Genomic DNA, 26,481 nt, shown 5'->3' with positions numbered 1-26,481 from the left:
TTACTCTCTTTTGGGAAGTAGGCACTCTGAAGTGGGGTAGGCACCCGGAGGTAAGCCATGGACGTGACGGCGGATCCCCCCGCGCGGTTCGACGTATTCGCGGCGAGTTGCCCCAGCAGGCGGCTGCTCGACACGATCGGCGACAAGTGGGCAAGCCTGGTGATCGTCGCGCTGGGTCTCGGCGGCCCGATGCGCTACTCGGAACTTGCCGCGCGCATCGAGGGAGTGAGCCAGAAAATGCTGACCCAGACCCTGCGCGGACTCGAGCGAGACGGCCTGCTGACTCGCACGGTGACCCCGTCGGTGCCGGTTCGCGTCGACTACGAACTCACGCCGCTCGGCTACTCGCTGAAGGACACGATCCGCCACCTCAAGGAGTGGGCCGAGGCCCACCTCCCGGAGGTCGACGCCGCGAGGGCCGCCTACGACAGGGCACACGCCAAGCCTTGACCTTGACCTTGGGGCAGGGTGCACGGTGGCCGCATGACGAATGCGAAGCCGCCCTGCCCTGCCTGGACCGGCATGGTGCCCGTCGAGGACACGGCACTGGCCGTTACCGACACCGGCGGACCCGGCGTTCCCGTGATCTACCTCAACGGTCAGTTCGCCGTCCGGTCGTACTGGCGGCGCGTCATCGCCGAACTCGGTGCCGAGTACCGGCACATCGGCTTCGACATGCGGGCCCGTGGCAAGTCGGGCCGGTCGGCGGACTACTCGTTCGACGCGAACATCCGGGATGTCGACGCCGTCCTCGCCGCGAGGGGTGTCGACCGGCCGCTCGTGGTCGGTTGGTCCTACGGGGCGGCGCTCGCGGTGCACTGGGCCGACCGGAATCCGGACCGGGTCGCCGGAGTGGTGCTTGTGGACGGTGCCTACCCGTTCGACTGGAGTGAGGACGCGCCCCCTGAACGGATTCGCAAGCTGTTCCGCCGGATGTCGGTACTGCTGCCGCTGCTGCGCCCGACGGGCCTCGTTCCCCGGATGAGCGCCGAGGAGATGGCGGAGAGCAACATCGAGCTCAACGAGATCTACGGCGAACTGGGCCCTGTTCTGGACGAGGTGACCTACCCGCTCCGCTACGTGGTCGCCACGGGTGGCAACTTCGGAGGTGGTCGTGATGAGATGGAACGGATGCGTGCCTCCCTCACACCGGTGCTCGCTCGCAACCCGCACATCACGGTGAGCGCGAAGGTCGCGAGCAACCACGGGTCGATCCTGCGCAAGGACTTCCGTGCCGTCGCCGACTCCGTTCGCGAGCTCGCCTTCGGCTCGCTGAGCGGATGACCTACGGCGTCACGATCGGTCAGGCGGCGGCATTCGCCGGAATCACGGTCAAGACCATCCGGCATTACCACCGGCGCGGATTGGTCGCCGAACCCCGCAGGGACGCGTCCGGCTACCGCCGGTACGAAACGGCTGAGCTGCTGCGGCTCGTCCAGGTCCGGACACTGGCAGAGGCTGGGGTTCCGCTCGCCGAGATCGGACCGATCCTCGACTCCGGCGCCGACGAGTTCGCCGTCGCGCTCGCCGACGTCGAACGGCGCCTCACCGACCGGATCACCGAGCTGACCTCGCGGCGGGACACGTTGCACCGCCTCGCCACCGGCGACCGGGTGCTGCTGCCCGACCGCGCGCTCGCGCTACTCGACGGGGCCGCCGCGCTCGGATTCGCTACCGACGACCTGACGATGATCCGCGAGGCGCTCGTGTTGTTCAGGGCACTGGTGCCGGAAGGCTTCGACGACTACCTCGCCCAGATCGAGCAAGCATTGGAGCACCCCCGGTACCTCGCCCTGATCAAGCGCATGTGGCGTTGTGGAGACTGGGCACCCGACGACCCCCGCGTCGACGAACTCGCGGCTGCCATCGCCGACTACCTCGTCGCCCACCCCTCGCTGCTGCCCATCCCCGCCGGAATTCAGGCGCGGACCGACGGCGAGACCAGGTACGCCATGCTCAAGCATTACGGCGAGGAGCAAAAACCGGTCTGGGCCAGGCTGACCGTGCTGATCGAGACGAGGTTGCGCTCGGCCGGTATCGAGATTCCCTATCAGCAAGGGACCGGCGGGGCGGGCTCGTCAATCCTCGGCGTCGCGGACGAGTAGCGCGATCTGTACCCGGTTTTCGACGTCGAGCTTGGCGAACAGGTTGCCGGTGTGTGCCTTGACCGTCGCGACGCTGATGCGCAGCCGTTCGGCGATCTCCGGGTTGCCGAGCCCGTCAGCGATGGCTCGCGCGGTTTCGAGTTCGCGTTCGGTCAATGTGGACAGGCGGTTCAGCGCGGCTTCGCGGGAGGGGCGGCGAACGTGAGCGGACCTCGGCCCCGTCGCCGCGGCGATTACCCGCGCGGTGGCCACGGGGGACAGCACCGGGTTTCCTTCCGCGACCGTCCGCACGGCGTCGATGATGCGCGCGGGCGGGGTGTCCTTGAGCACGAACCCGAGTGCGCCTGCGTGCAGTGCGCCGAGTACCAGATCATCGGAGTCGAACGTGGTCAGCATCAGCACGTTCGGCGGTGATGGCCTCGCGAGTAGTTCTCTTGTCGCGCTGAGCCCGTCGCGGCCCGGCATCCGCACGTCCATCAGCACGACGTCGGGGTGCTGTTCGGCGACAACGGTGATCGCGGCGTCGCCGTCGGCTGCCTCGGCGACCACGGCGAGGTCCGGTTCGCCCTCGATGACGAGCCGCAATGCCATGCGCACCAACTGGTCGTCGTCGACGATGACGATCCGCACCGGCTGCTGTTCGCTATCCACCCGTCAGCTCTTTTCGTTGGTCGTGATCCGGCCAGGGTAGACGCGCGGTGAGGAGATATCCGTTGCCGGGCGTCGGATGGTGGTCGAGTTCTCCGCCCGCGAGGACGATCCGTTCGGAAAGGCCGAGCAGGCCGAACCCGGACGTGGGTTTCCTGGTGATCGTCGTGCTCCCGCTGGAGTTGCGGACACTGACCCGTAGCTCGTCGCCGGTCGTTCCCTCGATGGTGACGTCCACGTGTGCGCCGCTCGCGTGTTTCGCGACGTTGGTCAGTCCTTCTTGGACGATCCGATAGCAGGTTCGGCCGATGACATCGGGCGGTGTTCCCCGCACGGTGTCGGTGAAGGTGACGTCCAACCCGGACGCGGCGGCGTCGGCAACCAGATCCGGAATGCCGTCGAGGGAGGGTTGTGGTGGTTCGGGCCGGTCGGGGCCTGCCCTGAGCACGCCGAGGACTTCTCGAAGTTCCTCCAGCGCTTCGTGCGAGCCGTCGGCGATGCCCCTGACCAGGACGCGGTGTTCCTCCGCGGGGAGATCGGTGCGGTGGTCCAGTACTCCTGCCTGCATGGCGACGAGGGAGATGCGGTGCGCCAGTACGTCGTGCATCTCGCGGGCGATGCGGTTGCGTTCCATGGCCCGTGCCTGCGCGGCTCGTGCGGCCTGTTCCCGTTCCGCGCTTTCGGCGCGCTCCCGCAAGGATCGCACCTCGACCCGCCGGGCGCCGATGGCAAGGCCGATGGCGGCCGCGATTCCGGCGCTCAGCGCGGCGAGTGCGATTTCCAGCCATTTCGGAACGGACGGGATCTCCTCGATGGGGTAGAGCCCGCCCGCCATCTGTGACGCGGCCACGTAAACCAGCGCGACGGCTCCGATCTCCACCGGTCGCCGACGGGTCGAAAGCGAGCACAACGCCAGCAGCGCGGCGCCGGTGGCGAGCGTCGAAGCTGCGGAAGCGATCGCGGCCACCAGCGCCACCGCGACCGGAAACCGCCGCTGCCACAGCAGCGCCGTCAGACAGCCCAGTGCGAGGAGCGGATCGCCGGTGACGAACCAGGAACACGTGTCGGTCGCGCAGCCCCTCGGCAGCACCGCGCCGGTGGAGAGCCAGAAGAAAATGCCGAATGCCGCGGCCACCAGCAGCCGCCACACCTGCTGCCATGCTCCGAGTCGCGGCGCGACGTCCGTGCTCATGCGGCCATTATCGCGGCGCCGCGCCGTCGGTGCAGCAACCGAGGGGACCGCCGTGCCCCCGACCTGAGTCGAATTCCGGCCTCGACTCGGGTCGAAGGCGATCGGAGCCACAAGGCCGATGTCTCGCGGCCGCCGGAGGAACAGACTCATTCCCGTTGCGCCGCAACGTTTGCTGCTTGAGCTGAGCAACCATGCCGGGAGGACATCGGATGCGCAAGACCCTGACCCTCGCTTTCGTCACCGCTGTGGCGGTGACCGCCGTCCCCGGAGTGTCGACGGCGGCGTCGCCGGACACCGTCCAATGGGGCCCGTGCCCAGAGGAGGTCACCTCGCCGCTGCTGGAGTGTTCGACGCTGGAGGTCCCGCTGGACTACCGGGATCCGGACGGCGAGAAGATCGAGATCGCGATCTCCCGGCTGGCGAGTGAGAACCCGGCGCAGCGCCGTGGCGTGTTGCTGACCAATCCGGGTGGTCCAGGCGGTTCCGGACTCGACTACCCCGCTGTCCTCGCCGGTTCGGGGCTGCCGGAGAACGTGCTCGATTCCTACGACGTGATCGGCTTCGATCCTCGCGGCGTCGGTGACAGCGCACCGGTGACCTGCGATCTGACGGAGGAGCAGCAGGCGCGCGGCAACTTCCCGCCCTACGCCTACACGGCGGCCGATGTCGCGGCCGAAGCCGGCAACGCGCGGACCATCGCCGAGCAGTGCTTCTCCTCGGACACTGCCTCGATGCTGCCGCACATCACCACCGCGAACACCGCGCGCGACATGGACCGGATCAGGACCGCGCTCGGCGAGCCGGAGATCTCCTACCTCGGCGCCTCCTACGGCAGCTACCTCGGCGCGGTATACGCGACGATGTTTCCCGAGCGCGGCGACCGGATCGTGCTCGACAGCAACATGGGTCCAGGCGGCTACGACGTCACGGCCATGCGATCGTTCGCCCGTGGCATGGCCGACCGGTTCCCCGACTTCGCCGCCTTCGCCGCCGGCTCCGAGTACGGCCTCGGCGACACGCCACGCGAGGTGACGGCGAAGTTCTACGAGCTGGTCGAGAAACTGGATGCGACACCGGTGGAGGGTATCGACGGCACGGCGTTCAGGGGCGTGACGTTCGAATGGCTCTACAGCGACGCGCTCATGCCGCTGCTCGCCGAGGCATGGCAGGCACTCGACACGGGCAAGCCGTTGCCGCAGGGCCCGCCGCCGCTCCCGAACATGGAGAACCTCATGGCCGCCCGGTTCGCGGTGATCTGTGGTGACAACCGCTGGCCGGAGACGGTCGGGGAATACCAGCGCAACGTCGCGATCGACCGGCTGCTGTATCCCATGCTCGGCGGGTCGACGGCGGGTATCGGACCGTGCGCGTTCTGGCCGGACACCCGCGTCGAGCCGCCGGTGCGCATCGGTGACGACGGCCCTTCGAACGTGCTCATGGTGCAGAACGAGCGCGACCCAGGAACCCCGTTGGCCGGGGCGCGGAAGTTGCGGCAGGCATTCGGGCAGCGTGCCACGATGGTGACCGCCGACCAGGGCGGGCACGGTGTCTATCCCTTCGGCCCCAACACCTGCGCGAACGACGCGGTGACGACGTTTTTGACCACGGGACAACGGCCCGAGCACGACCGCGCCTGTGCGGCGGAGTCGGCCGGGTAGGGAGATCGGCGAGCACCGTCGCGGATGCGGCACGAGACCGTGCCGCATCCGCGTGCCATAGAGTCACGGCCGTGAATTCGTCTCCGATGCCCCGGCCCGCCGATCTCGATGTCGTTCGCGATTCCTACGACAGGGTGGCCGACAACTACGTGGACATGGTGAGGACAACGGGAATCGGCGACATTCGCGCCCATCCGTGGCTTCGGGCCGCGATGGACGTGTTCGCCGACGCGGTCGGCGGGCTCGGCCCCGTACTCGACGTTGGCTGCGGACCCGGCACGATCACGGCTTACCTCGCCGAACGCGGACTCGACGTCTCGGGGGTCGACCTGTCGCCCCGCATGATCGAGCACGCGCGCCGCCTCCATCCGGAATGCGCGTTCAGTGTCGGCTCGGCGACCGAACTCGAACTCGCCGAGGCGTCGTTCGGCGGATTGCTCGGCTGGTGGTCGTTGTTCAACCTGCCAAGGGACGTTCTGCCGCGGGTGCTCGCGTCTTTCGCCGGTGCGCTGATGCCGGAGGGGCAGCTCATCATCGCGACACATGTCGGCGACGGCGACGTGGCGCGCACCGAGGCCTACGGAGGGGTTCCGGTCAGCTGGACGACGTACCAATGGCAGCCTGACCGGCTTGCCGAACTGGTCGAGAGGGCGGGGCTGCGGCCGACGGCCGAGCTTCGGCTTCCCGCCGAAGGACAGGTCGGTCCCACCGTGGTTCTGGTCGCACAGCGCGACAACTGACGCGGGTGTCTCAGGGTCGTCGGCGGGAATCTCAGGGTGAATACCGGATGGTGCGCCGGGTCGATCCGGCTAGGGTTCGATGCGTGGACCCAAACCTGTGCCTCGACGTTCCCCCGGATTTCGATGACTCCGATGCCGACGCCCAAGTTCATCCGATCGCCAGACTGCTGTTCATGGGGCGGACGAACGCGGAGGTCTTCGGCAAGGTCCAGGAGTGGACGAGCGTTTACAACGTGCTCATCGTCGACATGTCGGTGAACTTCCTGTACGACGAACCGGAACCGGTCCAGCTGACCGTCTACTTCGCATTCGAGGACGAAGACTCGGCCAAGTTCGTCAGTCCTGAGTAGACGACTTCGGTTCGGAGCTTATCGCTGAGGGAAACGAAGTGCCGGTGAACTCCTCGGAAGTCCGCCACATTCGGGCGGCGTCCTCCTCACCGCGGAGTCGTGTGTAGACGGCTTGTTCGGCGGGAGGGCCGGACAGGTGCCGGAAACCACTTGGCCCGTACTGACGGCCGCCGCGTGCGTTCGCCGAGGTGGCGGCCATCAGTGCCGGAAGCAGCGCGGTCTCGACCGTGCCGACGAGGATTCCGCGGCGGGAGAGAGCCCGGATGGCGCGCACGCCCAGCGTGTCTCGCGTCCTGCCGACCTCGGACCGGGCGGCCAGCAGACTGGTCGGCGCGACTCCTGGGTGCGCGAGATTACTGGTGATTCCCCAGTTTCCCCTTCGGCTGCGCCGATCGAGTTCGAGTCCGAAAAGGCCGAACGCGATCTTCGACTGACTGTAGGCGCGACGGCCGTTGTAGGACCGTTCCCAGTTCAGGTCGTCCCAGTTGATGCCGTTCTGGTTCGCGGCGACACTGATCTGCGAGGTCACGCGCGCGCGACCCGCACGCAGCAGCGGCAACAGGTGGGCCACCAGAGCGAAGTGTCCTAGGTGGTTGCTCCCGAACTGCAACTCGAACCCTTCGGCTGTGGTCTGCCGGTCCGGTGGGGTCATCACCCCCGCGTTGTTGACGAGAATGTGGATCGGACGGTTCTCATCGCGCAGCGTGGCTCCCAGCTTGGCTACCGAGTCCAAAGACGACAGATCGAGCTCCCGAAGGGACAGAGCCGCTTCCGGCTGACGCTGTTTGATCTTCGCGATCGCCGTCTCACCCTTGTGAGGATTGCGGACGGGCATGACGACCTCGGCGCCGGCGGAGGCGAGGCGGGCCGCGAGGCCGACTCCGACCCCGTCGCTCGCGCCGGTGACGACCGCGAGTTTCCCCGAGAGATCGGGAATCGTGATGTCCGGGCGGGTTCGTGTCATGTGCGGCTCCTTGTGCGCTGGAAAGGTGGACGTGCTCTCAGGCTGCGTCTGATTCGCGGGGATATCCACGGACTCTCGATCCCATGCGGACCGTGCCCAGAGGGGGATCCACGATCCGAGGCAACCAGCCGGTGTCGCTGGCATGATGAACGACACCGGGCAGGAAGTGAGGAAGTCGTGATCGATCGAGCGGGGCTCGCCGAATTCCTGCGCAGCCGCAGGGAATCGCTCCAGCCCGAAGACGCGGGCCTCCCCCGAGGGCAGCGGCGCAGAACGGCGGGCCTGCGCCGTGAGGAAGTCGCCACGCTCTGCCATATTTCCACCGACTACTACAGCAGGCTGGAGCGGCAGCGCGGACCTCACCCTTCCGAGCAGATGATCGCCTCGATCGCGCAAGGACTGCATCTGTCCCTCGACGAACGCGACCACCTGTTCCGGCTCGCCGGGCACAACCCGCCCGCGCGGGGAGCGATCAGCGAACACATCAGTCCGGGCCTGCTCCGCATCTTCGACCGGCTCACCGACACTCCGGCCGAGATCGTCACCGAACTCGGCGAGGCCCTTCGGCAGACTCCGCCTGCGGTCGCGCTCACCGGGGACACCACCCGCTACACCGGGCCCGCGCGCAGCATCGGCTACCGGTGGTTCACCGATCCGGACACCCGGGCGCTGTACCACCCTGACGATCACGCGCTGCACTCCCGGGTTTTCGCCTCGGGACTACGCAAGCTGGTCACTCTTCGCGGGCCGGAGTCGCGAGCCGCTCACCTCTTGGACCTTCTGCTCGCGGGCAGCGAGGAATTCCGTGGCGTGTGGAACGAACACGAGATCGGCGTCGCGTACAACGGTGTCAAACGTTATGTGCACCCCGAGGTCGGCGCACTCGAACTGACCTGCCAGACACTTCTCGACCCCGGCCAGTCACACCTGCTTCTCGTCTACACCGCCGTCCCCGGCAGCGAAAGCCACGAGAAGTTGCGGCTTCTCTCCGTCATCGGGGCCCAGCACATCACCTCGCGCGTGCCCCCGACCGCGTGACACCGCGCCGGTTTTCCGGCCGCTCAAGCGAAATCAGTCGGCAGGCTCGCCGAACCAGCGGGCGAGCTGGTCGTTCAGGTTCGGCTGATCGTCCCCGACCCAGGCGACGTGGCCGTCCGGGCGGAGCAGCACGCACGGAACATCCAGCGCGGCGGTGGGATCGGCGAGGTAGTCGACCCGGTCCGACCAGCCGCCGACGGTGAGGCTCCCTGTGCGGTCCAGCAGCAGGCCGCGGCCACGACGCAGTAGACCGTAGAGGGTGCCGGTTTTCAGGTCGAGGTCGCGGAGGCGGCGGCCGAGCAGATCGGGGCCTTCGCCGAAGTCGTAGCGAATGCCGATCGCGGTGATCTTCTCGATCAGATAGCGGTTCACCTCCTCGAAATCCATCAGTTCGGTGAGCAGTCCGCGCAGCGCCCGTTGACCCGGTTCGTCGGACAGCAGTTCCGCCTGGGCGCGGATGACGTCCAGCGTGTCCTCCGCGACAGGGCGACGTTCGGCCTGGTAGGTGTCCAGCAGTGTTTCCGGCGCCCAGCCGCGGATCTGTGCTGCCAGCTTCCAGCCGAGGTTGACCGCGTCCTGAACGCCGAGGTTGAGGCCCTGTCCGCCGATGGGCGGATGAATGTGCGCCGCATCGCCAGCCAGTAGCACCCGCCCGAGGCGATAACGTTCGGCCAGCCGGACCGCGTCCCCGAAGCGGGACAACCAGCGTGGGGAGTGCACGCCGAAATCGGTTCCTGCGATGGCGCGCAACTGCTGTCTGAAGTCCTCAAGGACAGGCGGCTCCGAGCGATCGGTGACACCGGCCGCGGGGACGACGACGCTGTAGACGTCGTCGCCGACGGGCCTGAGCCAGAAGAGCTTGTGAGCCTCGCCGACCTCGGCCGACTTGGCTGCGATCTCCTCCCTCGGCGCCCTCACTTCCATCTCGCCCATCAGCGTCTCGGTCCGCGAGGGCTCCCCTGGGAAGCCGACGCCGAGCAGCGCGCGCACCGTGCCGCGCCCGCCGTCACACCCGATGAGATACCGCGTGCGCAGCTGTTCACCTCTTTGAGTGGCGGAAGCACCGCCATCGGCCAGTTCGACGGTCACCCCCTCGTCGTCCTGCTCCAACCCCGCCACCGCACAACCGCGCCGTACCCGCGCGCCCAGTTCGACCGCGTGTCGTTCGAGAAGATCGACGATGACCGGCTGCGGGATGCCGAGCAGGTAGGCGTGCGCGGAATCCAGGTCGGGCGCGGGTTTGGCGATGGCGGCGAAGAATCCGCCTGCCGGACGTCGTCGCCCGAGTTCGAGAAGGCGGTCCAGCAGTCCGCGCATCGCCATCAACTCGATACTGCGAACGTGCAGGCCGACTATCCGCGCGAACGACGTGGGCTCGGTTTCCTTTTCCAGAACGAGTACCCGCACATCGTGCAGCCGCAGTTCGGCGGCCAGCATCGCGCCGGTCGGCCCGCATCCGGCGATGATCACGTCGAACATGCCGGGCGGGCGATCGGCGCCGGATTTCCGTGACCGGGGTTCCGTGACGTCGGCTGTGCCGGAGTGTGAACAGTCCACGGGTCTCACCTCCGGTCGGTGTCCCGGTCGACCGGCGCTGTAGGGTCCTAAGTGGATGGACGCCCCGCTCCGGCGTAGCTGTCGCCTGGTTTCCGGTAGTCGTGAACCTGGACGGCCTGTCCGAAGGTCGGCGCGTCGATCATCTGCTGGTTGCCGATGTAGATGCCGACGTGGTGGATTTTCGTCGCGGGATCGCCGAAGAAGATGAGGTCGCCGAGCATGGGGTCCTCGTCGGCGGGCACCAGCGGCACGCTCGTGTACTGCCAGTGCGCGGTGCGCTGGAGTGTGAGCCCGGCCTGCGCGTAGGCGGCCGTCGTCAGACCGGAGCAGTCGAACCCGATGTCGCCCTTCTCGTTGCCGTTGCCGCCCCACTCGTAGGGAAGCCCGATCTTCTCGATCGCGAAACTCACCGCGGTGAGGGCCGCCTCGTCGGGGGGCTGCTCCGACATGCCGACGGTGCCGTAGACGTTGGCGGTCGCGAGCACCCTGTGCAGGAAGAGCGGAGCGTCGTGCACGGCCGACACTCCGGCGAGCCATTGCTCGCCGTCGGCGAGGTCGCGGCCGTCGGCGCAGAGCGCTTCGCCCGTCGCCAACGCCGCGTCGTCGAGGTTCTGGATGTCTGGTGTGCCGTCGGTGGCGTTGCGCTGCCACGTGTCCCACAGGGCCGGCGACAGTTGCATGGGCCCAGCGGCGCCGTCGATCGAGATGACGTTGCCCCCGAAGTCGCGCAGTTCGATGGTGCCGATCGCGGGAGCGGCCTTGCCGTCCTCACCGATCTCGCCACCGCCTTCGCGGCCGTGGTCGCTAGCCGTCTTGCCGATACCGGCAAGCGTCACCCAGGAAAGGTTGCAGTCGGGCCGCTGCTCGCCCAGTTCGACCGTCGCGGCGGCGTAGGCGTGCATGGCGCGCTGGGGGATGTCGAGCCAGCGGGCGACATCGTCGACCCACGCCTCGAACCGGGGGCCGGTCTCCTCCGGAACCCGCGTCTGCGCGGGGGAGCTGGGTGGCGCCGTCGTCGGTGCCGTCGTGGGGGGAGAGGTGGTCGGCTGTTCGGTCATCGCGGCCGCGCCGACCTTGTCGTCGCCGGGAGTGAGCTGCAAGGCGACCACGAAAGCCGCGATCGCGGCGACGGCGGCGAGTACGGCGACGAACATCGTCCTGCGGCGTGGACCCGGCTTCGTCGCCGGTTCCTCGCCGGAGGTGGCGGGTGGCTCGTCCCCCAACGTCATGGGCACAGGATAAGGATGCCCGGTGAGCTACGGGTGTGAAAGGGCGTGAACGCTTAGTTCTCGTGCCGGGAGAGCCGCTCGAACAGGAAGTCCCGCAGCTTGTCCAGCTCGGCGTCGACCGCGATGCCGGCGGAAGGCGCCTCGGCGGTACCGGTCTCCTCCCGCAGCTCCCGCCTGCGCAGATCGGCGATCGTGGCGCCTCTGCCCGGGCCCTGTGAGCACTCGACGGCGACGGGCGCCCTCTCGGTTCGCAGCGTTCCCGGCCTGATCGCCTCCGCGACTGCGACCGCGTCGTGCACGACGATCCCGTCCCAGCCCAGTGCCTTGCGGTAATGGTCGAGATAGTCGGGGGTCAGCGCTTCCAGCGCGGCGCCGACCGGGCCGGTCGCGGCGAGCGTGCTCAGCCACTCCGCGCTGACGGCGCACCGGTAGGTCAGGTCCATCGGGACCAGCACGCACGGCACCTCGCCGCCCGCGAGCACGCGGTGGGCCGCCTCGGGGTCGCTCCAGATGTTGAACTCCGCCGCGGCCGTGCTGTTGCCGTGGCCGATGGCGCCTCCCATGATCACGAGGCGGTCGATCTTCTCGGCGCAGCGGGGATGGGCGGCGAGCAGGGCGGCGATGTTGGTGAGCGGGCCGATCGGGGCGATCGTCACCGGCCCTTCGGCGGCGTCGAGCAGGTTGGCCAGCAGCGTGACCGCGTCGACCGGTTCCAGCTCGCGCGAGGGTTCCGGCAGCGAAGCCGCGCGTCCGGAAAGCCCGTCCAGCCCGTGTACGTACCCTGCTTCCCGAGGGTGCCGGTGTACCAGCGGGCGCGCGGCACCGGCCGCGACCGGCACGTCGTCGCGCCCGCACAGCGCGAGCAACCGCGAAGCGTTACGGGTCGTCGCCGACAGTGGCACGTTCCCGAAGACGGTCGTCACCCCGAGCAGGTCGACGTCGTCGCTCAACGCCGCCAGCGCGATGGCGAAAGCGTCATCGACGCCGGGGTCGGTATCGATGATCAGCCTGGTTCGCACGGCTCACTCCTTCGCTCACGTTCCCGGCACAGGCTACGGTCACGTCGTTTCGCGTATCCCCGGCCCACGCCCGGCGCCGTCGATCGTCACGGTGAGGTATCGACCTCAAGGAACCGGCCGAACCCGAAAAAACGGACAGCCCAGGGAACCTGGGATGACCAGCGGAAACACCGCGAGCCGCAGGACTCGGCCGCGCCTACTCGGAAACCAAGAAACCGCAGGTCGGGTAGCACAGGTTACGGTCACCCCATGACGTCGATGTGGGGCTCACCGATGCTGTCCCGGATGCACGCGTGGAGAAAGGCGCGCCGCGACCCAAGGCAGGCCCGGTTCCTGACCGTGGACTCGCTGCGCTGGGTCGTGCGCAACAGGGCGTTCACGCCCTGGTACCTGGTGCGGTACTGGAGACTGCTGCGCTTCCGGGTAGCCAATCCGCACATCATCCTTCGCGGCATGGTCTTCCTCGGCAAGAACGTGGAGATCCACTGCAGGCCGGGTTACGGGCAACTGGAGATCGGCCGCTGGGTGCACATCGGAGACGGCAACGCCATCCGCTGCCACGAGGGGTCGCTGCGGATCGGCGACAAGGTGGTCTTCGGCAGGCAGAACGTGGTCAACGGCTACCTGGACATCGAGCTGGGCGGGGCCGCGCTCGTCGCGGACTGGGTCTACATCTGCGACTTCGATCATGTCACCGCCGACATCAACCTTCCGATCAAGGACCAGGGCATCGTCAAGTCGCCGGTGCGGATCGGCCCGGACACCTGGATCGGGACCAAGGTCTCCGTGCTGCGCGGGACCAGGGTCGGCAGGGGCTGTGTGCTCGGCGCGCACGCCGTCGTGCGCGGCGACATTCCCGACTACGCGATCGCCGTCGGCTCGCCCGCTCGCGTCGTGCGCGACCGCAAGGCCGACTACGAGGCCGACGCCGAGCGCAGGGCCGCCGTGAAGGACATGGCCCGCAAGGCGAGCAAGGCTTTGCAGAAGACGCTCGGCGAGTCGTGACTCACGGTTCGGGCTTCGGCACGGCGGGATAGGGCACGAACGTGCTGGTGTTCTCGTCGACGGTGAGCCGCTTGCCGATCGTGGGGAAGGCCCGCTGAGGACAGGCGGGACGCTCGCACACCTTGCAGCCCATGCCGATCGGCGTCGAGGCCGAGGTGTCGTCGAGGTCGAGCCCCGCCGAGTAGACCAGCCGCCTCGCGTGCCGCAGTTCGCAGCCGAGCCCGACGGAGAACATCTTGCCCGGACTGCCGTAGCCGCCGATGTTGCGGGAAATGGTCCGCGCGACCCAGAAGTAGCTCTTGCCGTCGGGAAGCGTCGCCACCTGACTGAGGATCTTGCCGGGCGCGGTGAACGCCTCGTAGATCACCCACAGTGGACACGCCCCGCCTACCCGCGAGAAGTGGAAACCGGCCGCGGACTGGCGTTTGGACATGTTGCCGGCCCTGTCGACCCTGACGAACGAGAACGGGATACCGCGCAGCTTCGGCCGCTGGAGCGTGGAAAGCCGGTGGCACACCGTCTCGAAGCCGACACCGAAGTGGTCGCACAGCAATTCGATGTCGTAGCGCAGCTTTTCGGCCTGCCCGTGGAACATGCGGTAGGGCAGGATGAGCGCGCCCGCGAAGTAGTTCGCGAGCCCCACCCTCGCGAGCGACCGTGCCGGTTGCCCGGAGAAGGCCCACGAATCGGCCAGTTCGGTGATCAGGTCGTCGTACTCGAGCAGCGCGATCTGCGAGGCCATCCGAAACGCCTGCTGCCCGATCCGCAGGCTCGGCGCCATGCGCAGCACCCTGCCCGCCGACTCGTAGCGGTGCTGCTCGCCCGCCGCCTCGTCGATGCCCTCCGTGGTGACCGTGACGTCGTAACGCTCGGTGAGTGCCCTCAGCAGGCCGTTGCGCACCTCGCCCCTGCGAAGGCCGAGTTCCTGGTACATCCGTTCGGCACGCTCGTCGAGTTCGGCGACGTAGTTCTCCCGCTCGTAGAAGAAGTCGCGCACCTCCTCGTGGGGAAGCGGCGCGGCCGCGCTGCCGTGTACCCCTCGCCCGTCCTCGGCCACCAGCGCGGCCGTGTTCTCCACCGCGTTGCGGTAGCGCCGGTGCAGGGCGACCAGCGCCTCGGCGATGGTGGGGAGGTTCTTGGCGAGGTCGTTGATCTCACCGGGGGAGACCTGTGCCGAGATGGTCTCGTCGAGCAGCGCCTCGCGCACGTCGGCGACGAGCCGGGAGGTGTCGTTGTCGGCGAAGAACTCGGCGTCGACGCCGAACGCGGCCGTGATGCGCAGGAGTACCGCCACCGACAGTGGCCTCGCGTTGTGCTCGATCTGGTTGAGGTAGCTCGGTGAGATCTCCAGCAGCCTCGCCAGGTCGGCCTGGCTCATCGATCTGCTTTCCCGCAGGTGCCGTAGTCGCGCTCCGGCGAAGGTCTTGTCCACGCTGACCGTTCCCTTCGAAAGGTCTGTTTCCGTACCGATCAAGCGGATCGGTGAATTCGCAAGCTTCGCAAGATGTTAGGAAAAATTAGCACAAATTGGCAAATTCGCGCTCTGGCTTGGTTTTCCCGGCTCATGTCATGGTCTTACCAGCAAAGCGAGTAATCGCAAAGTTCGCAAACGTTGCTGTTGTAAGAGGTGGAGAGGCCCGATGACCGTGTCCAAGCCAAAGAAGCCCGCTTTCGAGAAGGACGCGACCGCGCTCGCCAAGGAATGGGAGACCAACCCGCGCTGGGCCGGAGTCGACCGGTCCTACTCGGCCGCCGACGTGGTCAAGCTGCGCGGCAGCGTCGTCGAGGAGCACACCCTCGCCCGCCGTGGCGCGGAGAAGCTGTGGGATCTGCTGCGCACCGAGGACTACGTGCACTCGCTCGGCGCGCTCACCGGCAACCAGGCCGTGCAGCAGGTCAGGGCGGGCCTCAAGGCCATCTACCTCTCCGGCTGGCAGGTGGCCGCCGATGCCAACCTCGCTGGGCAGACCTACCCCGACCAGAGTCTCTACCCCGCGAACTCGGTTCCGGCCGTCGTGCGCAGGATCAACAACGCGCTCGGCCGCGCCGACCAGATCAACTGGGCGGAGGGCAACACCGACATCGACTGGTTCGCCCCCATCGTCGCCGACGCCGAGGCGGGCTTCGGTGGACCGCTCAACGCGTTCGAGCTGATGAAGGGCATGATCGCGGCCGGAGCGGCCGGTGTGCACTGGGAGGACCAGCTCGCCTCCGAGAAGAAGTGCGGCCACCTCGGTGGCAAGGTGCTCATCCCGACCAAGCAGCACGAGCGCACCCTCAACGCGGCGCGGCTCGCTGCCGACGTGCTCGACGTTCCTTCGCTGATCGTCGCCCGTACCGACGCGCAGGCGGCCACCCTCATCACCAGCGACGTCGACGAGCGCGACCGCAAGTACCTCACGGGAGAACGCACCTCCGAGGGCTTCTACAAGGTCCGCAACGGCATCGAGCCCTGCATCGACAGGGGCCTGGCCTACGCCCGATACGCCGACCTGCTGTGGATGGAGACCTCCGAACCCGACCTTGAGGTCGCGAGGGAGTTCGCCGAAGCCATCAAGGCCGAGTACCCGGATCAGTTGCTCGCCTACAACTGCTCGCCGTCGTTCAACTGGAAGAAGCACCTCGACGACGCCACGATCGCGAAGTTCCAGCGCGAACTCGGGCACATGGGCTACAAGTTCCAGTTCATCACGCTCGCCGGATTCCACGCGCTCAACTACTCCATGTTCGACCTCGCCAGCGGTTACGCGACCGACGGCATGAGCGCCTACGTGGAACTCCAGGAGCGGGAATTCGCCGCCGAGGACCGCGGCTACACCGCCACCAAGCACCAGCGCGAGGTCGGCACCGGCTGGTTCGACCAGGTCAGCACCGCGCTCAACCCGGAAAGCTCGACGACAGCGCTCACCGGTTCCACCGAAGAAGCTCAGTTCTGAGTCGGTGTTCTCGCGCTCTTGCCTCGGAGGAAGACATGACTGGCACGCTCAACTACCGGCTGGAGGTCGCCGGATCGGCAGGTGACCGGTTCGGCGAGATCCTCACCCCCTCGGCGCTGGAGTTCGTCGCAGCGCTGGACAACGCGTTCGCGGGCAGGCGAAGGGTACTGCTCGACGAGCGTAGGAAGCGCAGGGAACGGCTCGCCTCCGGTGAGGAGCAGCTCGGCTTCCTCCCCGAGACGAGGGCCATTCGCGGCGACGAGTCGTGGCAGGTGGCACCTCCCGCGCAGGGACTTGAGGACAGGCGCGTCGAGATCACGGGGCCGACGGACCGCAAGATGACCGTCAACGCCCTCAACTCCGGCGCGAAGGTGTGGCTCGCCGACTTCGAGGACGCGACGTCGCCGACCTGGCACAACATCGTCGGAGGACAGCTCAACCTCTACGACGCGATCCGGCGGGACATCGACTTCACGGAGAACGGCAAGCGGTACACGATCGGCGACAGCCCGGCGACGATCGTGGCGAGGCCCCGAGGCTGGCATCTCGTGGAGAAGCACATCCGGATCGACGGGAGGCCGGTTTCGGCAAGCCTGGTCGACTTCGGACTGTACTTCTTCCACAACGCACGGCGGCTCGTCGCACGTGGTAGCGGTCCTTATTTCTACCTCCCGAAGCTGGAAAGCCATCACGAGGCGCGATTGTGGAACGACGTTTTCCGTTTCGCGCAACGGAAACTCGGCCTGCCGAGGGGAACCATCAGGGCGACGGTGCTGATCGAGACGATCACCGCCGCGTTCGAAATGGACGAGATCCTTTACGAACTGCGCGAGCACGCGGCCGGGTTGAACGCGGGACGCTGGGACTACATCTTCAGTCTCATCAAGACCTTCGGCGCGGCCGGTGCCGACTTCGTGCTTCCCGACAGGGCACAGGTCACGATGACGGTGCCGTTCATGCGTTCCTACACCGAACTGCTCGTGCGGACCTGCCACAAGCGGGGCGCGCACGCGATCGGCGGGATGTCGGCGTTCATCCCGAGCAGGGACCCCGAGGTCAACGCCACCGCGGTCGGCAAAGTCAAGCAGGACAAGGAAAGGGAGGCCGGTGACGGCTTCGACGGCTCCTGGGTCGCCCACCCAGGGCTCGTGCCGGTGTGCCGTGCCGTCTTCGACGAGGTGCTCGGTGGCTGGCCCAACCAGCTCGGAAGGCTCAGGGAGGACGTCAGCGTCGGCGAAGCCGATCTGCTCGACGTGGCCAGCACGGGCGGCGAGGTCACCGAGGAAGGCGTGCGGGCCAACATCAACGTTGCGCTGCGGTATGTCGACGCCTGGTTGCGGGGAACCGGAGCCGCGGCCATCGCCAACCTCATGGAGGACGCGGCGACCGCCGAGATCGCGCGCTGCCAGGTGTGGCAATGGATCCGCAACGGTACGAAACTCGCGGACGGCTCGTTGATCACCAAGGAGCTCGTCGGCGGGTGGCTCGACGAGGAACTCGACGTCGTGCGCGCCGATCTCGGGCACGGCAACCGGCTGGTCGAGGCGAGGGAGGTCTTCGTCGAGACCGCGCTAGGGGAGCGGCTGCCGAGCTTCTTCACCACCGGTGCCTACGCGCGTCACCTGACCGAGGGCAGGTGACGGAAGGGGCATCGCCGGTGCGCCCGCACGCACCGGCGATGCCCCTTTGCCTTGGTTCTGGTGGGATCACCGCGCGGAGGGCAGGCGTGCTTCGAGGAGCGTCGCCGCTGCCGCCTTGCTCGACAACGCGATGTCCTGGCGGCCGGACATTCCCGCGATCACGGTGGCACCTTCGACGAGGCTGAAGAGCTGATCGGTGAGCTTGTCGACATCGGTGACTTCGAGTTGGCTCACGAGATCGCGCAGGTACTCCCTGAGCCGGTCCTTGTGCCGGATTCCGGCTTCGGCGATGACCGGTGAGGTGCTTCCCAGCTCGCCGAAGGAATTGATGAAGGCGCAGCCGTGAAATCCGTCCTCGGCGAACCAGAGGTGCAGCCAGTCGAACACCGCGAGCACGGCCTCCGCCGGCGTCGCCGCGTTGGCGGTGACGTGGTCGGCGAGTGAGTCGAGCCAGCGCAGGTCCCTGCGGGAGAGGTAGGCGAGCACAAGGTCTTCCTTGGCGGGGAAGCATTGGTAGAGCCGCTTGAGCGAGACGCCGGAACGTTCCCGGATGGCGGCCATGCCGACGGCCTGGATGCCGTGCTCGTAGAACTCTGCCTCGGCGGCGTCGAGTAGCCGCCGCGTTGCCTCCTCGCGATTCACGGTCGATCAGCCCCTGGCGTCGAGAACGATTGTTCTCTAGCCTAGCGCAAGGGAGAACGATCGTTCTCCCTTGGTAGGTAAGGAGAGTGATCATGGCGCCACGTCCCCCGTTCCCGCCGTTCGACGCCGTCACCGCGGCGCGGAAGGTGCAGGCCGCGGAAGACGCGTGGAACACCCGTGACCCCGAGCGGGTCGCGCTTGCCTACACCGAGGATTCCGTGTGGCGCAACCGGGATCAGCACATCGAGGGCAGGGCGCGGATCGTCGACTTTCTCAGCGCGAAGTGGCAGCGAGAACTGGATTACGCGCTGCGAAAGGAGTTGTGGGCCTTCACGGACGACCGGATCGCGGTGCGTTTCCAGTACGAATGCCACGACAGTGCCGGTCAGTGGTGGCGCAGCTACGGCAACGAGCTGTGGGAGTTCACCGAGGACGGATTGATGCGACGCAGGGAGGCGAGTATCAACGACCTGCCGATCGCGGCCGATGAGCGGAGGATCCACGGTCCGCGTCCGGAAGCCGACCGAGGAACCCGGTTCCCGATCTTCTGACCCACGCCCGCGCCCGCGCCGCCGGGTTCGTGCCCCGGGCCGCCGGGGCTTGCCCGGGTCGCGTCGGGCTGGAGGCCGCCGGGTCGTGCCCCGGGTCGCCGGGTCGCGCCGAGCCGGGCTGACCCGCGCCCGCCGCCGGGTCGTGCCGGGCCGCCGGGGTCGCCGTGCCGGGCCGCCGGGGTCATCGTGCCGGGTGGGGCCGCCGGGCGAGTCCCGTGTTCGTGCGCGAGTCCCCCGTCCAGGTCGCCGAGTTCTGCACTCAGGTCGCCGAGTTCTGCACTCAGGTCGCCGAGTTCTGCATTCGGGCTGCCGAGTTCTGCGTTCGGCTCGGCGAGTCCCGCGTTTGTCCGCGAGTTCTGCACTCAGGTCGCCGAGGTCCGCGTTCGGGTCTCCGACATCGGCGTTCCGGCGGCGGGTTGCCAACGGGACACCGGTGTCTGGGTTTCCGGCCAAGCATGCCCGGTAGCGGATTGTGGGGCTGGTGCGCGTGTGAACGTCCCGCCCGCCCGCACCGAGCGCGCGTCACGCATCCGAGCGCGGATCTCGCTGTCCTTGACGCAGAACTCAACGGTTTGAGTGCGCACCTCACGCGCCCGAGCGCGCACCTCGCGCTCCTGGGTGCGGATCTCGGCGGCCTGGGTGCAGAACTCGCGCTCCTGGGTGCAGAACTCGGCGACGGGAGTGCGGATCTCGGCCACCTGGACGGGGGACTCGCGCACACGAACACGGGACTCGCGCACGCCTCGCGCCGTCCAGGCGCGCGGGGCTAGAAGCCCACCGCCAGGTAGCGGTCGAAGTCAATCGGCGGCGTGACGTCGACGTGTTCACACCGCTTGTCCCTCGTCCATGGCCACTGCAACGCGTAGTACACCCTCCTGCCACTGTCCGCGATGGCACGGGAAAGCTGGTCGGCCGCGACGGGGTCGTTGTAGTGCATCTCGCCGATGGTCCAGCCCTGCCCCAGGTAACCGTGCTCGTTCATGATCCGGTGCGTTTCCATGAACTTGCCGTACTCGTCGAACTGCTCGTTGAAGTAGAAGTGGAAATCGAACAGGTGCGGCGGGTTCGTTCCGTAGACCTCGGGAATCCGGCGGACCCTGTCGGGGTTGGCGATGGTCGAGAACCCGATGGTGTCGTTCTTGCCGTACGCCGAGGTGTAGTCGGCCCACAATTCTCGCGCGTAGCGCAACAGAACCTCTTGCCCCACGGTCGGAATCGCCTCGTTGTAGAGGTCGATCCGGTAGTGGATTCCCGCGTCCGCGATCAGTGGCCGGATATTGTGGACGATGCTCCGGTTCTCCTCGTAGAGGCCGGGATTCCACTGTGGCCATTCGAACGGGGTGTTGCCCCCGCTGGGAATGAAGCTGATCTGGACTTCCTCGAACCTGGTTTCCCTGACGAGCGTCAGCAGGTCGGTGAGGTTCTTCCGGTTCTGCGCGGAAAGGTCGCCGCCGGTCGAATCGAGCAGTGTGCCCGATTCCGGGCCCCTGCGGTGAAAGAGCGGGATGCGCAGGCGCCGCTGCCCCGCGTCGTACATGGCCTGAAGTTGCCCCGCGATGGTTTCCGGTGCCTTGTGGAAGCTGTTGACGACGCCGTAGGGCTCCCTGTCGCAACCGTCCAATCGGTACCACGCGTAGTTGGAGCCGCCCCTGCTGGTCGTTCCCGCCCCGCGGACCCCGGCCGCACTCGTCGTAGCGGGCAGCGCGCCCGCGAGCGCGGCTCCCGCTCCGAGACCCGCAACGGCCTTGAGAAGATTCCGCCTTCGCACTCGTTCCCCCTGTGTCGCTTGATCTGTCGCGCACCGGAGGCTAACCGAGCGAAAGGGAGTGTGTCCTAGGGTTCGAACGCATTTCCGGTCGCGATCTTGGGACGACCGAGCTCGTGTGGTTCGCCGACTCTCGTCCTCCGGTACACGCGCGCGGTCGCCGCGGCGATGCGCGCCCAGTCGAAGTCGGCGGAGAGCCGGGCCTGCGCGGCCAGCGCTCGCTTTCCCGCGGCTTCGGAGTCGCCGAGTACCTGGTGTACCGCGTCGGCGATGGCGGCGACGTCACCTGGGGTGAAGGCCAGGCCCGTCTTTCCGTCGTCCACGACCTCGCCGAGACCGCCCGCCGTCGACGCCACCAGCGGCCTTCGCGCCGCGGCGGCTTCGAGGGCCACGATGCCGAATGGTTCGTACCTGCTGGGCAGCACGACGGCATCGGATGCGGCGAGCACGGCCCGCAGTTCCCTGTCCGAGAGGTGGCCGACGAAGTCGACGGCTCCGCCGAGTTCCAGCGTGGCGGTCTGGTCGACCAGTTCGTCGAGATGCCTTCCCTTGCCCGCGACGACGAGCCGGGTTCCCTCGTGCCGCTCACGGATGGCTGGCAACGCGGCGAGCAGGTCCTGCACGCCCTTCTCCCACTCCAGCCTTCCGAAGTACAACAGCAGCGGGGCGCCGCCGGGACTGTGCGCGAGCCTGGCCGACTCGATCTCGTCGTCGGGCACCCACCAGGTGCGTTCCTCGATGCCGTTGTGGATGACGGTGATGCCGTCGCCCTCGATCTCGAACAGGTGGGCGACCTCCGCGCGCATGGCCTGTGAGCAGGTGATGAGCGCGTCGACCCTGTTGGCCAGCCACCACTCGACGGAGTGGACCTGCTGGTTGAGCGGGTGGGAGAGCCAGCCGGAATGCCGTCCGGCCTCGGTCGCGTGAATCGTGCCGACCAGCGGCGCTCTCGCGGCTTCGGCCAGCGCGATCGCGGGATGGGTCACGAGCCAGTCGTGGGCGTGCACGACATCGGGCCGCCAGGTACGAAACAGCGCGGTACCCGCCCTGACCATCGCGTGCCCCATGGCGAGCGTCCAGGCGACGAGGTCGCGTTCGAAGGTCACGTGCATCGGATCCTCGGCGACCCTGATGATGCGGACGCCCTCGGCGACCCTGTCGGTCGCCGGGTGGGTCTCCGCGTCCGTGCCTGCCGGATGCCTGCACAGAACGACCACTTCGTGACCGTCTTTGACCAGGTGACGGGCGAGTGCGTGGACGTGGCGGGCAAGGCCCCCGACCACGACGGGCGGGTACTCCCACGACAGCATCAGCACGCGCATGAGTGGAGGTTACTCACGAGTCGGATTCCGGGTGGCGACACGTCCCACTGACGTCTGCCAACATCGGAACGGTGATCCAGCCGAACGCGTCGATGACCCGTCCCGCGTCGGAAGCGGGCGGGCTGAGCACACCGTGGACTGACCAGGTCGATGATGCCCATTGCCTGCCGGAGTACCCGAGGCCGCAGCTCGTGCGGCCGAGGTGGCACAGCCTCAACGGTCCCTGGGAGTACACCAGCCGGACGGGGGACGGGCCGGTGTGGCGGGACGAGTCCATTCTCGTGCCGTTTCCGCCCGAGTCGCCGTTGTCCGGAATCAGCAGGACCGACGAGCACATGTGGTACCGGCGCACGTTCGAGATCCCGGCGGACTGGCCGTCGCGGCACCGGGTCCTGCTGCACTTCGGCGCCGTCGACCAGGTCGCGCGCGTGTGGATCAACCACCAGCTCGTCGCCGAGCACGAGGGCGGCTACACGAGTTTCCACGCCGACATCACCGATGTGCTGCGCGCCGGAGGCGAGCAGGAGATCCTCGTGCACGCCGTGGACTCCGGCAACAGTGGAGCGTTTCCCGTCGGCAAGCAGGCGAGGAAACCGGAGGGCATCCTCTACACCGGATCCTCTGGCATCTGGCAGCCGGTGTGGATCGAACCGGTGCCTTCGGCGTATGTCGAGGCGCTCACGATCGGCTCCGATCAGCGTGGGCTCGATGTCACCGTCCGAGCGGGTGGTCACGGTGGTGAGCGGGCGGAGGTGACGGTCACCGAGCCCGGCGGCCCCGTCGTCGCGCGCGTGAGCGGGCGGACCGGCGAACGGTTGCGGATCGACGTTCCCGAACCGCACCTGTGGGACCCGGACGATCCTCACCTCTACGACCTCACCGTGCGCCTTTCCACGGCCAAGGACACTCTCGACGAGGTCACGAGCTACGCGGGGCTGCGCTCGGTCGAGCTGGTCACCGACGAGCGCGGACGGCCCCGCATCGCGCTCAACGGCCGGATCACCTTCCAGCACGGCCTGCTCGATCAGGGCTACTGGCCTGACGGCTGCTACACGGCGCCGACCGACGAGGCGTTGCGGTTCGACCTCGAACGCACCAAGTCGCTCGGCTTCAACACCGTGCGCAAGCACGTCAAGGTGGAGCCCGCGCGGTGGTATTACTGGGCTGACCGGCTGGGTTTGCTGGTGTGGCAGGACATGCCGTCGCTTCCGGTCGTTCTCGACAACCCGCCAGGACCGCAGGCGCGGCCTGTGGCGAAGGCCCGCTCGCGTTTCGAGACCGAGTTGGCCGCCATGATCGAGCAATTGCGCGGGTTCACCTCGATCGTCGTGTGGGTACCGTTCAACGAGGGCTGGGGCGAGTTCGAGACCGCCCGCGTCGCCAAGGAGGTCAAGGCTTCCGACCCCGGCAGGCTCGTCGTCGCCGACAGCGGGGTCAACTGTTGTCACTCGCATCCGGATTCGGGCGAGGGTGACCTCTACGACGACCACACCTACGTGGGGCCGGGGCGGCCGTTGCTCAAGGACGGCAGGGCGACCGTCGCCGGTGAGTACGGCGGGCTCGGCCTTGTCGTCGATGGGCACGTGTGGCCTGGGGAACCGCTCGCCTACGAGCTGACGGCCGACAGGGAGGAGCTGACCCGCCGCTACGCGGAGCTCAGTGAGGACCTGGAGAGCGTCGTGCGCGACCTCGGTCTCTCCGCCGCGATCTACACCCAGACCACCGACGTGGAGAACGAGGTCAACGGCCTGCTCAGCTACGACCGCAGGGTGGTGAAGGCCGATCCCCGCGTCGTCGCGGAGCGCAACCGGGCCGTCATCGCCGCCGGTGCCGTCGAGCGCGGGTCAGCTTCCTGAGCCGAGTCCGCGCGCGTCGAGTCTCCCGAAAGGGTTCGCCAATGCGCGGAACCGCTCCGCCGTCGTTGCCGCGGCGGGGTCGCCTGAGCGCACGAGCGCGGCCAGTTCGTCGAACCGCGCGGTGTGGTCGGCCGCCCTTCGCCTCGCGTAGTCGGCGGCGGAGTCCTTGGTGACCATGAACGCCCAGTCGCTGGAGAGGGCGAGCAGCGCCTCGGTGACGGTCTGGTCGAGCGTGCCGTCCCTATGCCCTCGCGGGATGTCGAGTGCCAGCAGCCGTTGTTGCAGCGCGCTGTTGGCCGACACCATGTCGGCGACCTGCTCGCCGTCCCACACCCGCCAGTCCTTGCCTGATCCCCACGACGACGCCGGCAGGTCGACGGGCTCGGCGACGTGTCCCGCCTCGACGGCGCCGCGCAGCGTCGTGACCCTGACCCCGGCTTCGGGCAGCGCGCGCAGGATGCCCTCAAGCCACGCGGGCCCTTCGTGCCACCAGTGTCCGAACAGTTCGGTGTCGTATGCGGCCACCACGAGCGGCGACCTGCCGTCCCGCGCGCGCAGTTCGCGCATCCTGGTCACGACCGTGTCCACGAAGTCCTTGACGTGCAAGCGAAGCGTGTCGGCGGCGAGGGCGGGGTCGTAGGGCGCCTTGTCGGCCGGTTCGATGTGCTTGCCCGTCACTCTCGACGGCTTGAGGCCCACCTCGTGTGCCCAGGTGTGGAAGTCTCGGTAGGCGCTGTGGCCGGGGTAGCCCGCCTTCGGCGACCACACGCGGTAGGTCACTTCGAGGTCGCGGCCGAAGCACACGACGTCGGAGGAACCGACGGGGTGCGCGGCCGAGGTGTCGCCACGCAACGCGGGGCCGTCGACGAGAAACCGGCGCACACCGGCCCGCTGATAGCCGCTTTCCATGCCAGGCGCGTAACCGCATTCGGGAGCCCAGATGCCCTCGGGTGTCGTTCCGGTCCGAAGCCGCGTGTCGGCGAGTCCTTCGCGCAGCGCGAAGGAACGAACGGGTTCGGCGAGCAGCGGCTGGAAGGGATGGGTGAGCGGACCGCCGAGCAGTTCGATCACGCCGGAGTCCATAACGGACCGCAAGATGGGGGAGAACCCGTGCCGCCAACGGCTTTCGAAGTCGGCGAGCGCGTTCTCGGCGGCGCGATGTTCCGCTGCGGCGAGATCGGAGAGCAGGTCGTCGCCCTGCCACAGCGTCGCGGCGTGCCGGGCGCGCAGCAGCCAGTGGCCGAGCCATTCGTGAAAAGCACGCAGCGAGTAGGGATCGTCGAGTTGCGCCGCGAGCACCGGGGTCACGCCGAGGGTGAGCATGTCGCGCTTGCCCTCGTCGGCGAAGCGGCTGAGCAGGTCGGCGAAGGGCAGGTAGGAATGTGCCCACGCCTGGTAAAGCCACTCCTCGCCGACCGGCCAGGTGCCGTGCCGCGGGAGCCACGGCAGGTGACTGTGCAGGACGAGGCAGAAAGTGCCTTCCGGTTCGGTCATGGCCGCACCGCCACGGCGATCAGGTCGAGGCTCGCTTCGATGTCCTCGGCCGTGATGGCGAAGTCGTCGGCCGTGATGGCCGCGACGTCGGAGAGCAGGTCCTCCGGCCATCGTGCTTGGCCCGGCAGCGTGCCCATCACCACGTCGAGTTGGGCGTCGATGATCGAACCGCCGTGACGGTCGTCGAGCCGCCGCACGCCCTCGCCGTGGTGCAGGCCGTGCAGCAGTTCGACCGTGAATCCCGCTTCCCGCAACAGCGAGTCCAGTTCGGACGGTGCGAGTTCCCTGGTGTGAAAGGGATTCAGCGGCGAATCGGAATCGGGGGTGAAGGTGAGCCTGTTGGGTGTGGTGACGAGCAGTCTGCCTCCTGGACGCAGCACCCTCGCGCACTCGGCGAGGAAAGCAGCCTGGTCCCAAAGGTGCTCGATGACCTGGAAGTTGGCGACGACGTCGACACCACCGGATGCCAGCGGCAGGCAGGCCACGTTGCCGAGCACGGGAGTGACCCCCGGATAGCGGCCCGCGACGTGGGCCATGGCCTGCTCGTCGTAGTCGAGTGCGACGACGTGGGCGGCCGTCTCGGCGATGAGCTCGGCGCCGTAGCCCTCCCCGCATCCCGCTTCGAGAACGACCGCGCCAGTGCACAGGCCGAGAAGCCGCCGGTAGGCCGCCTCGTGGCGGCGGTACCAGTAGTTCTCCTCCGGCACGCCTGGCACGGTGCGCTCACCGGTGAGATGCAGGGCCTCGGCTCGATCGGTCGTCACCCGCCG

Annotated in this window: 25 protein-coding genes; 12 read left to right on the top strand and 13 right to left on the bottom strand. The window is 67.9% G+C overall.

Features of this window, described 5'->3' with window-relative positions; translation table 11 throughout:
- Positions 1-57 precede the first annotated feature (57 nt).
- The 3 genes from BAY61_RS24335 to BAY61_RS24325 are packed head-to-tail and all read left to right on the top strand — an operon-like array spanning position 58 to position 2,105.
- Positions 58-450 carry a winged helix-turn-helix transcriptional regulator gene (locus BAY61_RS24335; RefSeq protein ID WP_110057708.1) on the top strand — a complete coding sequence of 131 codons (393 nt, stop codon included), beginning with the start codon at positions 58-60 and terminating at the stop codon, positions 448-450.
- 33 nt (positions 451-483) lie between these two features.
- A complete protein-coding gene (locus BAY61_RS24330) occupies positions 484-1,284 on the top strand; it encodes an alpha/beta fold hydrolase (protein ID WP_091807267.1) in 801 nt (266 codons plus the stop codon).
- On the top strand, positions 1,281-2,105 hold the full coding sequence (locus tag BAY61_RS24325) for a MerR family transcriptional regulator (protein ID WP_091807269.1): 825 nt from the start codon (positions 1,281-1,283) through the stop codon (positions 2,103-2,105). Before BAY61_RS24330 ends, BAY61_RS24325 begins: the two co-directional genes overlap by 4 nt.
- On the opposite strand, the gene BAY61_RS24320 is transcribed toward BAY61_RS24325, so the two are convergent.
- A complete protein-coding gene (locus BAY61_RS24320) occupies positions 2,079-2,756 on the bottom strand; it encodes a response regulator transcription factor (RefSeq protein WP_091807271.1) in 678 nt (225 codons plus the stop codon). The genes BAY61_RS24325 and BAY61_RS24320 overlap by 27 nt on opposite strands.
- Positions 2,749-3,945 carry a sensor histidine kinase gene (locus tag BAY61_RS24315; protein WP_091807273.1) on the bottom strand — a complete coding sequence of 399 codons (1,197 nt, stop codon included), beginning with the start codon at positions 3,943-3,945 and terminating at the stop codon, positions 2,749-2,751. Before BAY61_RS24315 ends, BAY61_RS24320 begins: the two co-directional genes overlap by 8 nt.
- 209 nt (positions 3,946-4,154) lie before the next feature.
- On the opposite strand from BAY61_RS24315, the gene BAY61_RS24310 reads away from it, so the two are divergent.
- From BAY61_RS24310 to BAY61_RS24300, 3 genes are all read left to right on the top strand, one after another.
- Positions 4,155-5,603, top strand: coding sequence for an alpha/beta hydrolase (locus BAY61_RS24310; RefSeq protein WP_091807275.1), 1,449 nt, complete (start codon positions 4,155-4,157; stop codon positions 5,601-5,603).
- Between the two features lie 71 nt (positions 5,604-5,674).
- Positions 5,675-6,343: a class I SAM-dependent methyltransferase gene (locus BAY61_RS24305; protein ID WP_245865393.1), complete on the top strand. Its 669-nt coding sequence runs from the start codon at positions 5,675-5,677 to the stop codon at positions 6,341-6,343.
- A gap of 83 nt (positions 6,344-6,426) precedes the next feature.
- Positions 6,427-6,693, top strand: a complete 267-nt coding sequence (locus BAY61_RS24300) for a hypothetical protein (RefSeq protein WP_176879778.1) — start codon at positions 6,427-6,429, stop codon at positions 6,691-6,693.
- Here BAY61_RS24300 and BAY61_RS24295 read toward each other — a convergent pair.
- The gene (locus BAY61_RS24295) at positions 6,680-7,657 is read right to left on the bottom strand and encodes an SDR family oxidoreductase (protein ID WP_091807279.1); all 978 of its coding nucleotides are present in this window, start codon (positions 7,655-7,657) and stop codon (positions 6,680-6,682) included. The genes BAY61_RS24300 and BAY61_RS24295 overlap by 14 nt on opposite strands.
- A 177-nt stretch (positions 7,658-7,834) precedes the next feature.
- Here BAY61_RS24295 and BAY61_RS24290 point away from each other — a divergent pair, with 177 nt between their 5' ends.
- The gene (locus BAY61_RS24290; RefSeq protein WP_091807281.1) at positions 7,835-8,695 is read left to right on the top strand and encodes a helix-turn-helix transcriptional regulator; all 861 of its coding nucleotides are present in this window, start codon (positions 7,835-7,837) and stop codon (positions 8,693-8,695) included.
- Between the two features lie 33 nt (positions 8,696-8,728).
- Here the strand turns inward: BAY61_RS24290 and BAY61_RS24285 are convergent, their stop codons facing one another.
- The 3 genes from BAY61_RS24285 to BAY61_RS24275 all read right to left on the bottom strand — a co-directional run bounded on the left by BAY61_RS24285 (position 8,729) and on the right by BAY61_RS24275 (position 12,500).
- Complete coding sequence (locus BAY61_RS24285; protein ID WP_091807282.1) at positions 8,729-10,174, bottom strand: FAD-dependent monooxygenase; 1,446 nt, start codon at positions 10,172-10,174, stop codon at positions 8,729-8,731.
- 125 nt (positions 10,175-10,299) lie between these two features.
- Positions 10,300-11,481 (bottom strand): C40 family peptidase, encoded by a 1,182-nt coding sequence (locus BAY61_RS24280; RefSeq protein ID WP_245865391.1) that lies wholly within the window; start codon positions 11,479-11,481, stop codon positions 10,300-10,302.
- 53 nt (positions 11,482-11,534) lie between these two features.
- Positions 11,535-12,500: a nucleoside hydrolase gene (locus BAY61_RS24275; protein ID WP_091807284.1), complete on the bottom strand. Its 966-nt coding sequence runs from the start codon at positions 12,498-12,500 to the stop codon at positions 11,535-11,537.
- Between the two features lie 249 nt (positions 12,501-12,749).
- On the opposite strand from BAY61_RS24275, the gene BAY61_RS24270 reads away from it, so the two are divergent.
- A complete protein-coding gene (locus BAY61_RS24270) occupies positions 12,750-13,505 on the top strand; it encodes an acyltransferase (RefSeq protein ID WP_091807286.1) in 756 nt (251 codons plus the stop codon).
- A gap of 1 nt (position 13,506) precedes the next feature.
- On the opposite strand, the gene BAY61_RS24265 is transcribed toward BAY61_RS24270, so the two are convergent.
- Positions 13,507-14,937 carry a short-chain fatty acyl-CoA regulator family protein gene (locus tag BAY61_RS24265; protein WP_091807513.1) on the bottom strand — a complete coding sequence of 477 codons (1,431 nt, stop codon included), beginning with the start codon at positions 14,935-14,937 and terminating at the stop codon, positions 13,507-13,509.
- A 208-nt stretch (positions 14,938-15,145) separates the two neighbouring features.
- On the opposite strand from BAY61_RS24265, the gene aceA reads away from it, so the two are divergent.
- Positions 15,146-16,441, top strand: a complete 1,296-nt coding sequence (aceA, locus tag BAY61_RS24260) for an isocitrate lyase (RefSeq protein ID WP_091807288.1) — start codon at positions 15,146-15,148, stop codon at positions 16,439-16,441.
- Between the two features lie 35 nt (positions 16,442-16,476).
- A complete protein-coding gene (gene aceB, locus BAY61_RS24255) occupies positions 16,477-18,081 on the top strand; it encodes a malate synthase A (RefSeq protein ID WP_091807290.1) in 1,605 nt (534 codons plus the stop codon).
- A gap of 66 nt (positions 18,082-18,147) precedes the next feature.
- On the opposite strand, the gene BAY61_RS24250 is transcribed toward aceB, so the two are convergent.
- The gene (locus BAY61_RS24250; protein WP_091807292.1) at positions 18,148-18,723 is read right to left on the bottom strand and encodes a TetR/AcrR family transcriptional regulator; all 576 of its coding nucleotides are present in this window, start codon (positions 18,721-18,723) and stop codon (positions 18,148-18,150) included.
- A gap of 92 nt (positions 18,724-18,815) precedes the next feature.
- Here BAY61_RS24250 and BAY61_RS24245 point away from each other — a divergent pair, with 92 nt between their 5' ends.
- Positions 18,816-19,274, top strand: a complete 459-nt coding sequence (locus BAY61_RS24245; RefSeq protein ID WP_091807294.1) for a nuclear transport factor 2 family protein — start codon at positions 18,816-18,818, stop codon at positions 19,272-19,274.
- A gap of 362 nt (positions 19,275-19,636) precedes the next feature.
- On the opposite strand, the gene BAY61_RS24240 is transcribed toward BAY61_RS24245, so the two are convergent.
- From BAY61_RS24240 to BAY61_RS24230, 3 genes are all read right to left on the bottom strand, one after another.
- Positions 19,637-19,993 (bottom strand): hypothetical protein, encoded by a 357-nt coding sequence (locus BAY61_RS24240; RefSeq protein ID WP_091807295.1) that lies wholly within the window; start codon positions 19,991-19,993, stop codon positions 19,637-19,639.
- A 47-nt stretch (positions 19,994-20,040) separates the two neighbouring features.
- Positions 20,041-21,042, bottom strand: coding sequence for a hypothetical protein (locus BAY61_RS24235; RefSeq protein ID WP_091807297.1), 1,002 nt, complete (start codon positions 21,040-21,042; stop codon positions 20,041-20,043).
- A gap of 65 nt (positions 21,043-21,107) precedes the next feature.
- Positions 21,108-22,361, bottom strand: coding sequence for a glycosyltransferase family 4 protein (locus BAY61_RS24230; protein ID WP_091807299.1), 1,254 nt, complete (start codon positions 22,359-22,361; stop codon positions 21,108-21,110).
- A gap of 92 nt (positions 22,362-22,453) precedes the next feature.
- Between BAY61_RS24230 and BAY61_RS24225 the strand changes: the two genes are divergently transcribed.
- Entirely contained in the window at positions 22,454-24,217 is a 1,764-nt protein-coding gene (locus BAY61_RS24225; protein ID WP_091807514.1) for a glycoside hydrolase family 2 protein, read from the top strand.
- Here the strand turns inward: BAY61_RS24225 and BAY61_RS24220 are convergent.
- Together BAY61_RS24220 and BAY61_RS24215 are read right to left on the bottom strand one after the other, a co-directional pair.
- Entirely contained in the window at positions 24,206-25,711 is a 1,506-nt protein-coding gene (locus BAY61_RS24220) for a 1,4-alpha-glucan branching protein domain-containing protein (RefSeq protein ID WP_091807301.1), read from the bottom strand. The genes BAY61_RS24225 and BAY61_RS24220 overlap by 12 nt on opposite strands.
- Positions 25,708-26,475: a class I SAM-dependent methyltransferase gene (locus tag BAY61_RS24215; RefSeq protein WP_091807303.1), complete on the bottom strand. Its 768-nt coding sequence runs from the start codon at positions 26,473-26,475 to the stop codon at positions 25,708-25,710. Before BAY61_RS24215 ends, BAY61_RS24220 begins: the two co-directional genes overlap by 4 nt.
- Positions 26,476-26,481 lie beyond the last annotated feature (6 nt).

It is taken from the genome of Prauserella marina (assembly GCF_002240355.1).
Taxonomy (GTDB): domain Bacteria; phylum Actinomycetota; class Actinomycetes; order Mycobacteriales; family Pseudonocardiaceae; genus Prauserella_A; species Prauserella_A marina.
The sequence above is the reverse complement of the archived record's forward strand: the minus strand, read 5'-3'. Positions and strand labels throughout refer to the sequence as shown.

Excerpts from the sequence above, each read along its gene's own strand:
- BAY61_RS24310 (WP_091807275.1), top strand. The coding sequence starts at position 4,155 with ATGCGCAAGACCCTGACCCTCGCTTTCGTCACCGCTGTGGCGGTGACC.
- BAY61_RS24295 (WP_091807279.1), bottom strand. The coding sequence starts at position 7,657 with ATGACACGAACCCGCCCGGACATCACGATTCCCGATCTCTCGGGGAAA.
- aceA (WP_091807288.1), top strand. The coding sequence starts at position 15,146 with ATGACCGTGTCCAAGCCAAAGAAGCCCGCTTTCGAGAAGGACGCGACC.
- BAY61_RS24325 (WP_091807269.1), top strand. The coding sequence starts at position 1,281 with ATGACCTACGGCGTCACGATCGGTCAGGCGGCGGCATTCGCCGGAATC.
- BAY61_RS24335 (WP_110057708.1), top strand. The coding sequence starts at position 58 with ATGGACGTGACGGCGGATCCCCCCGCGCGGTTCGACGTATTCGCGGCG.
- BAY61_RS24270 (WP_091807286.1), top strand. The coding sequence starts at position 12,750 with ATGACGTCGATGTGGGGCTCACCGATGCTGTCCCGGATGCACGCGTGG.
- BAY61_RS24280 (WP_245865391.1), bottom strand. The coding sequence starts at position 11,481 with ATGACGTTGGGGGACGAGCCACCCGCCACCTCCGGCGAGGAACCGGCG.
- BAY61_RS24225 (WP_091807514.1), top strand. The coding sequence starts at position 22,454 with ATGACCCGTCCCGCGTCGGAAGCGGGCGGGCTGAGCACACCGTGGACT.
- BAY61_RS24230 (WP_091807299.1), bottom strand. The coding sequence starts at position 22,361 with ATGCGCGTGCTGATGCTGTCGTGGGAGTACCCGCCCGTCGTGGTCGGG.
- BAY61_RS24285 (WP_091807282.1), bottom strand. The coding sequence starts at position 10,174 with ATGTTCGACGTGATCATCGCCGGATGCGGGCCGACCGGCGCGATGCTG.
- aceB (WP_091807290.1), top strand. The coding sequence starts at position 16,477 with ATGACTGGCACGCTCAACTACCGGCTGGAGGTCGCCGGATCGGCAGGT.
- BAY61_RS24330 (WP_091807267.1), top strand. The coding sequence starts at position 484 with ATGACGAATGCGAAGCCGCCCTGCCCTGCCTGGACCGGCATGGTGCCC.
- BAY61_RS24315 (WP_091807273.1), bottom strand. The coding sequence starts at position 3,945 with ATGAGCACGGACGTCGCGCCGCGACTCGGAGCATGGCAGCAGGTGTGG.
- BAY61_RS24220 (WP_091807301.1), bottom strand. The coding sequence starts at position 25,711 with ATGACCGAACCGGAAGGCACTTTCTGCCTCGTCCTGCACAGTCACCTG.
- BAY61_RS24245 (WP_091807294.1), top strand. The coding sequence starts at position 18,816 with ATGGCGCCACGTCCCCCGTTCCCGCCGTTCGACGCCGTCACCGCGGCG.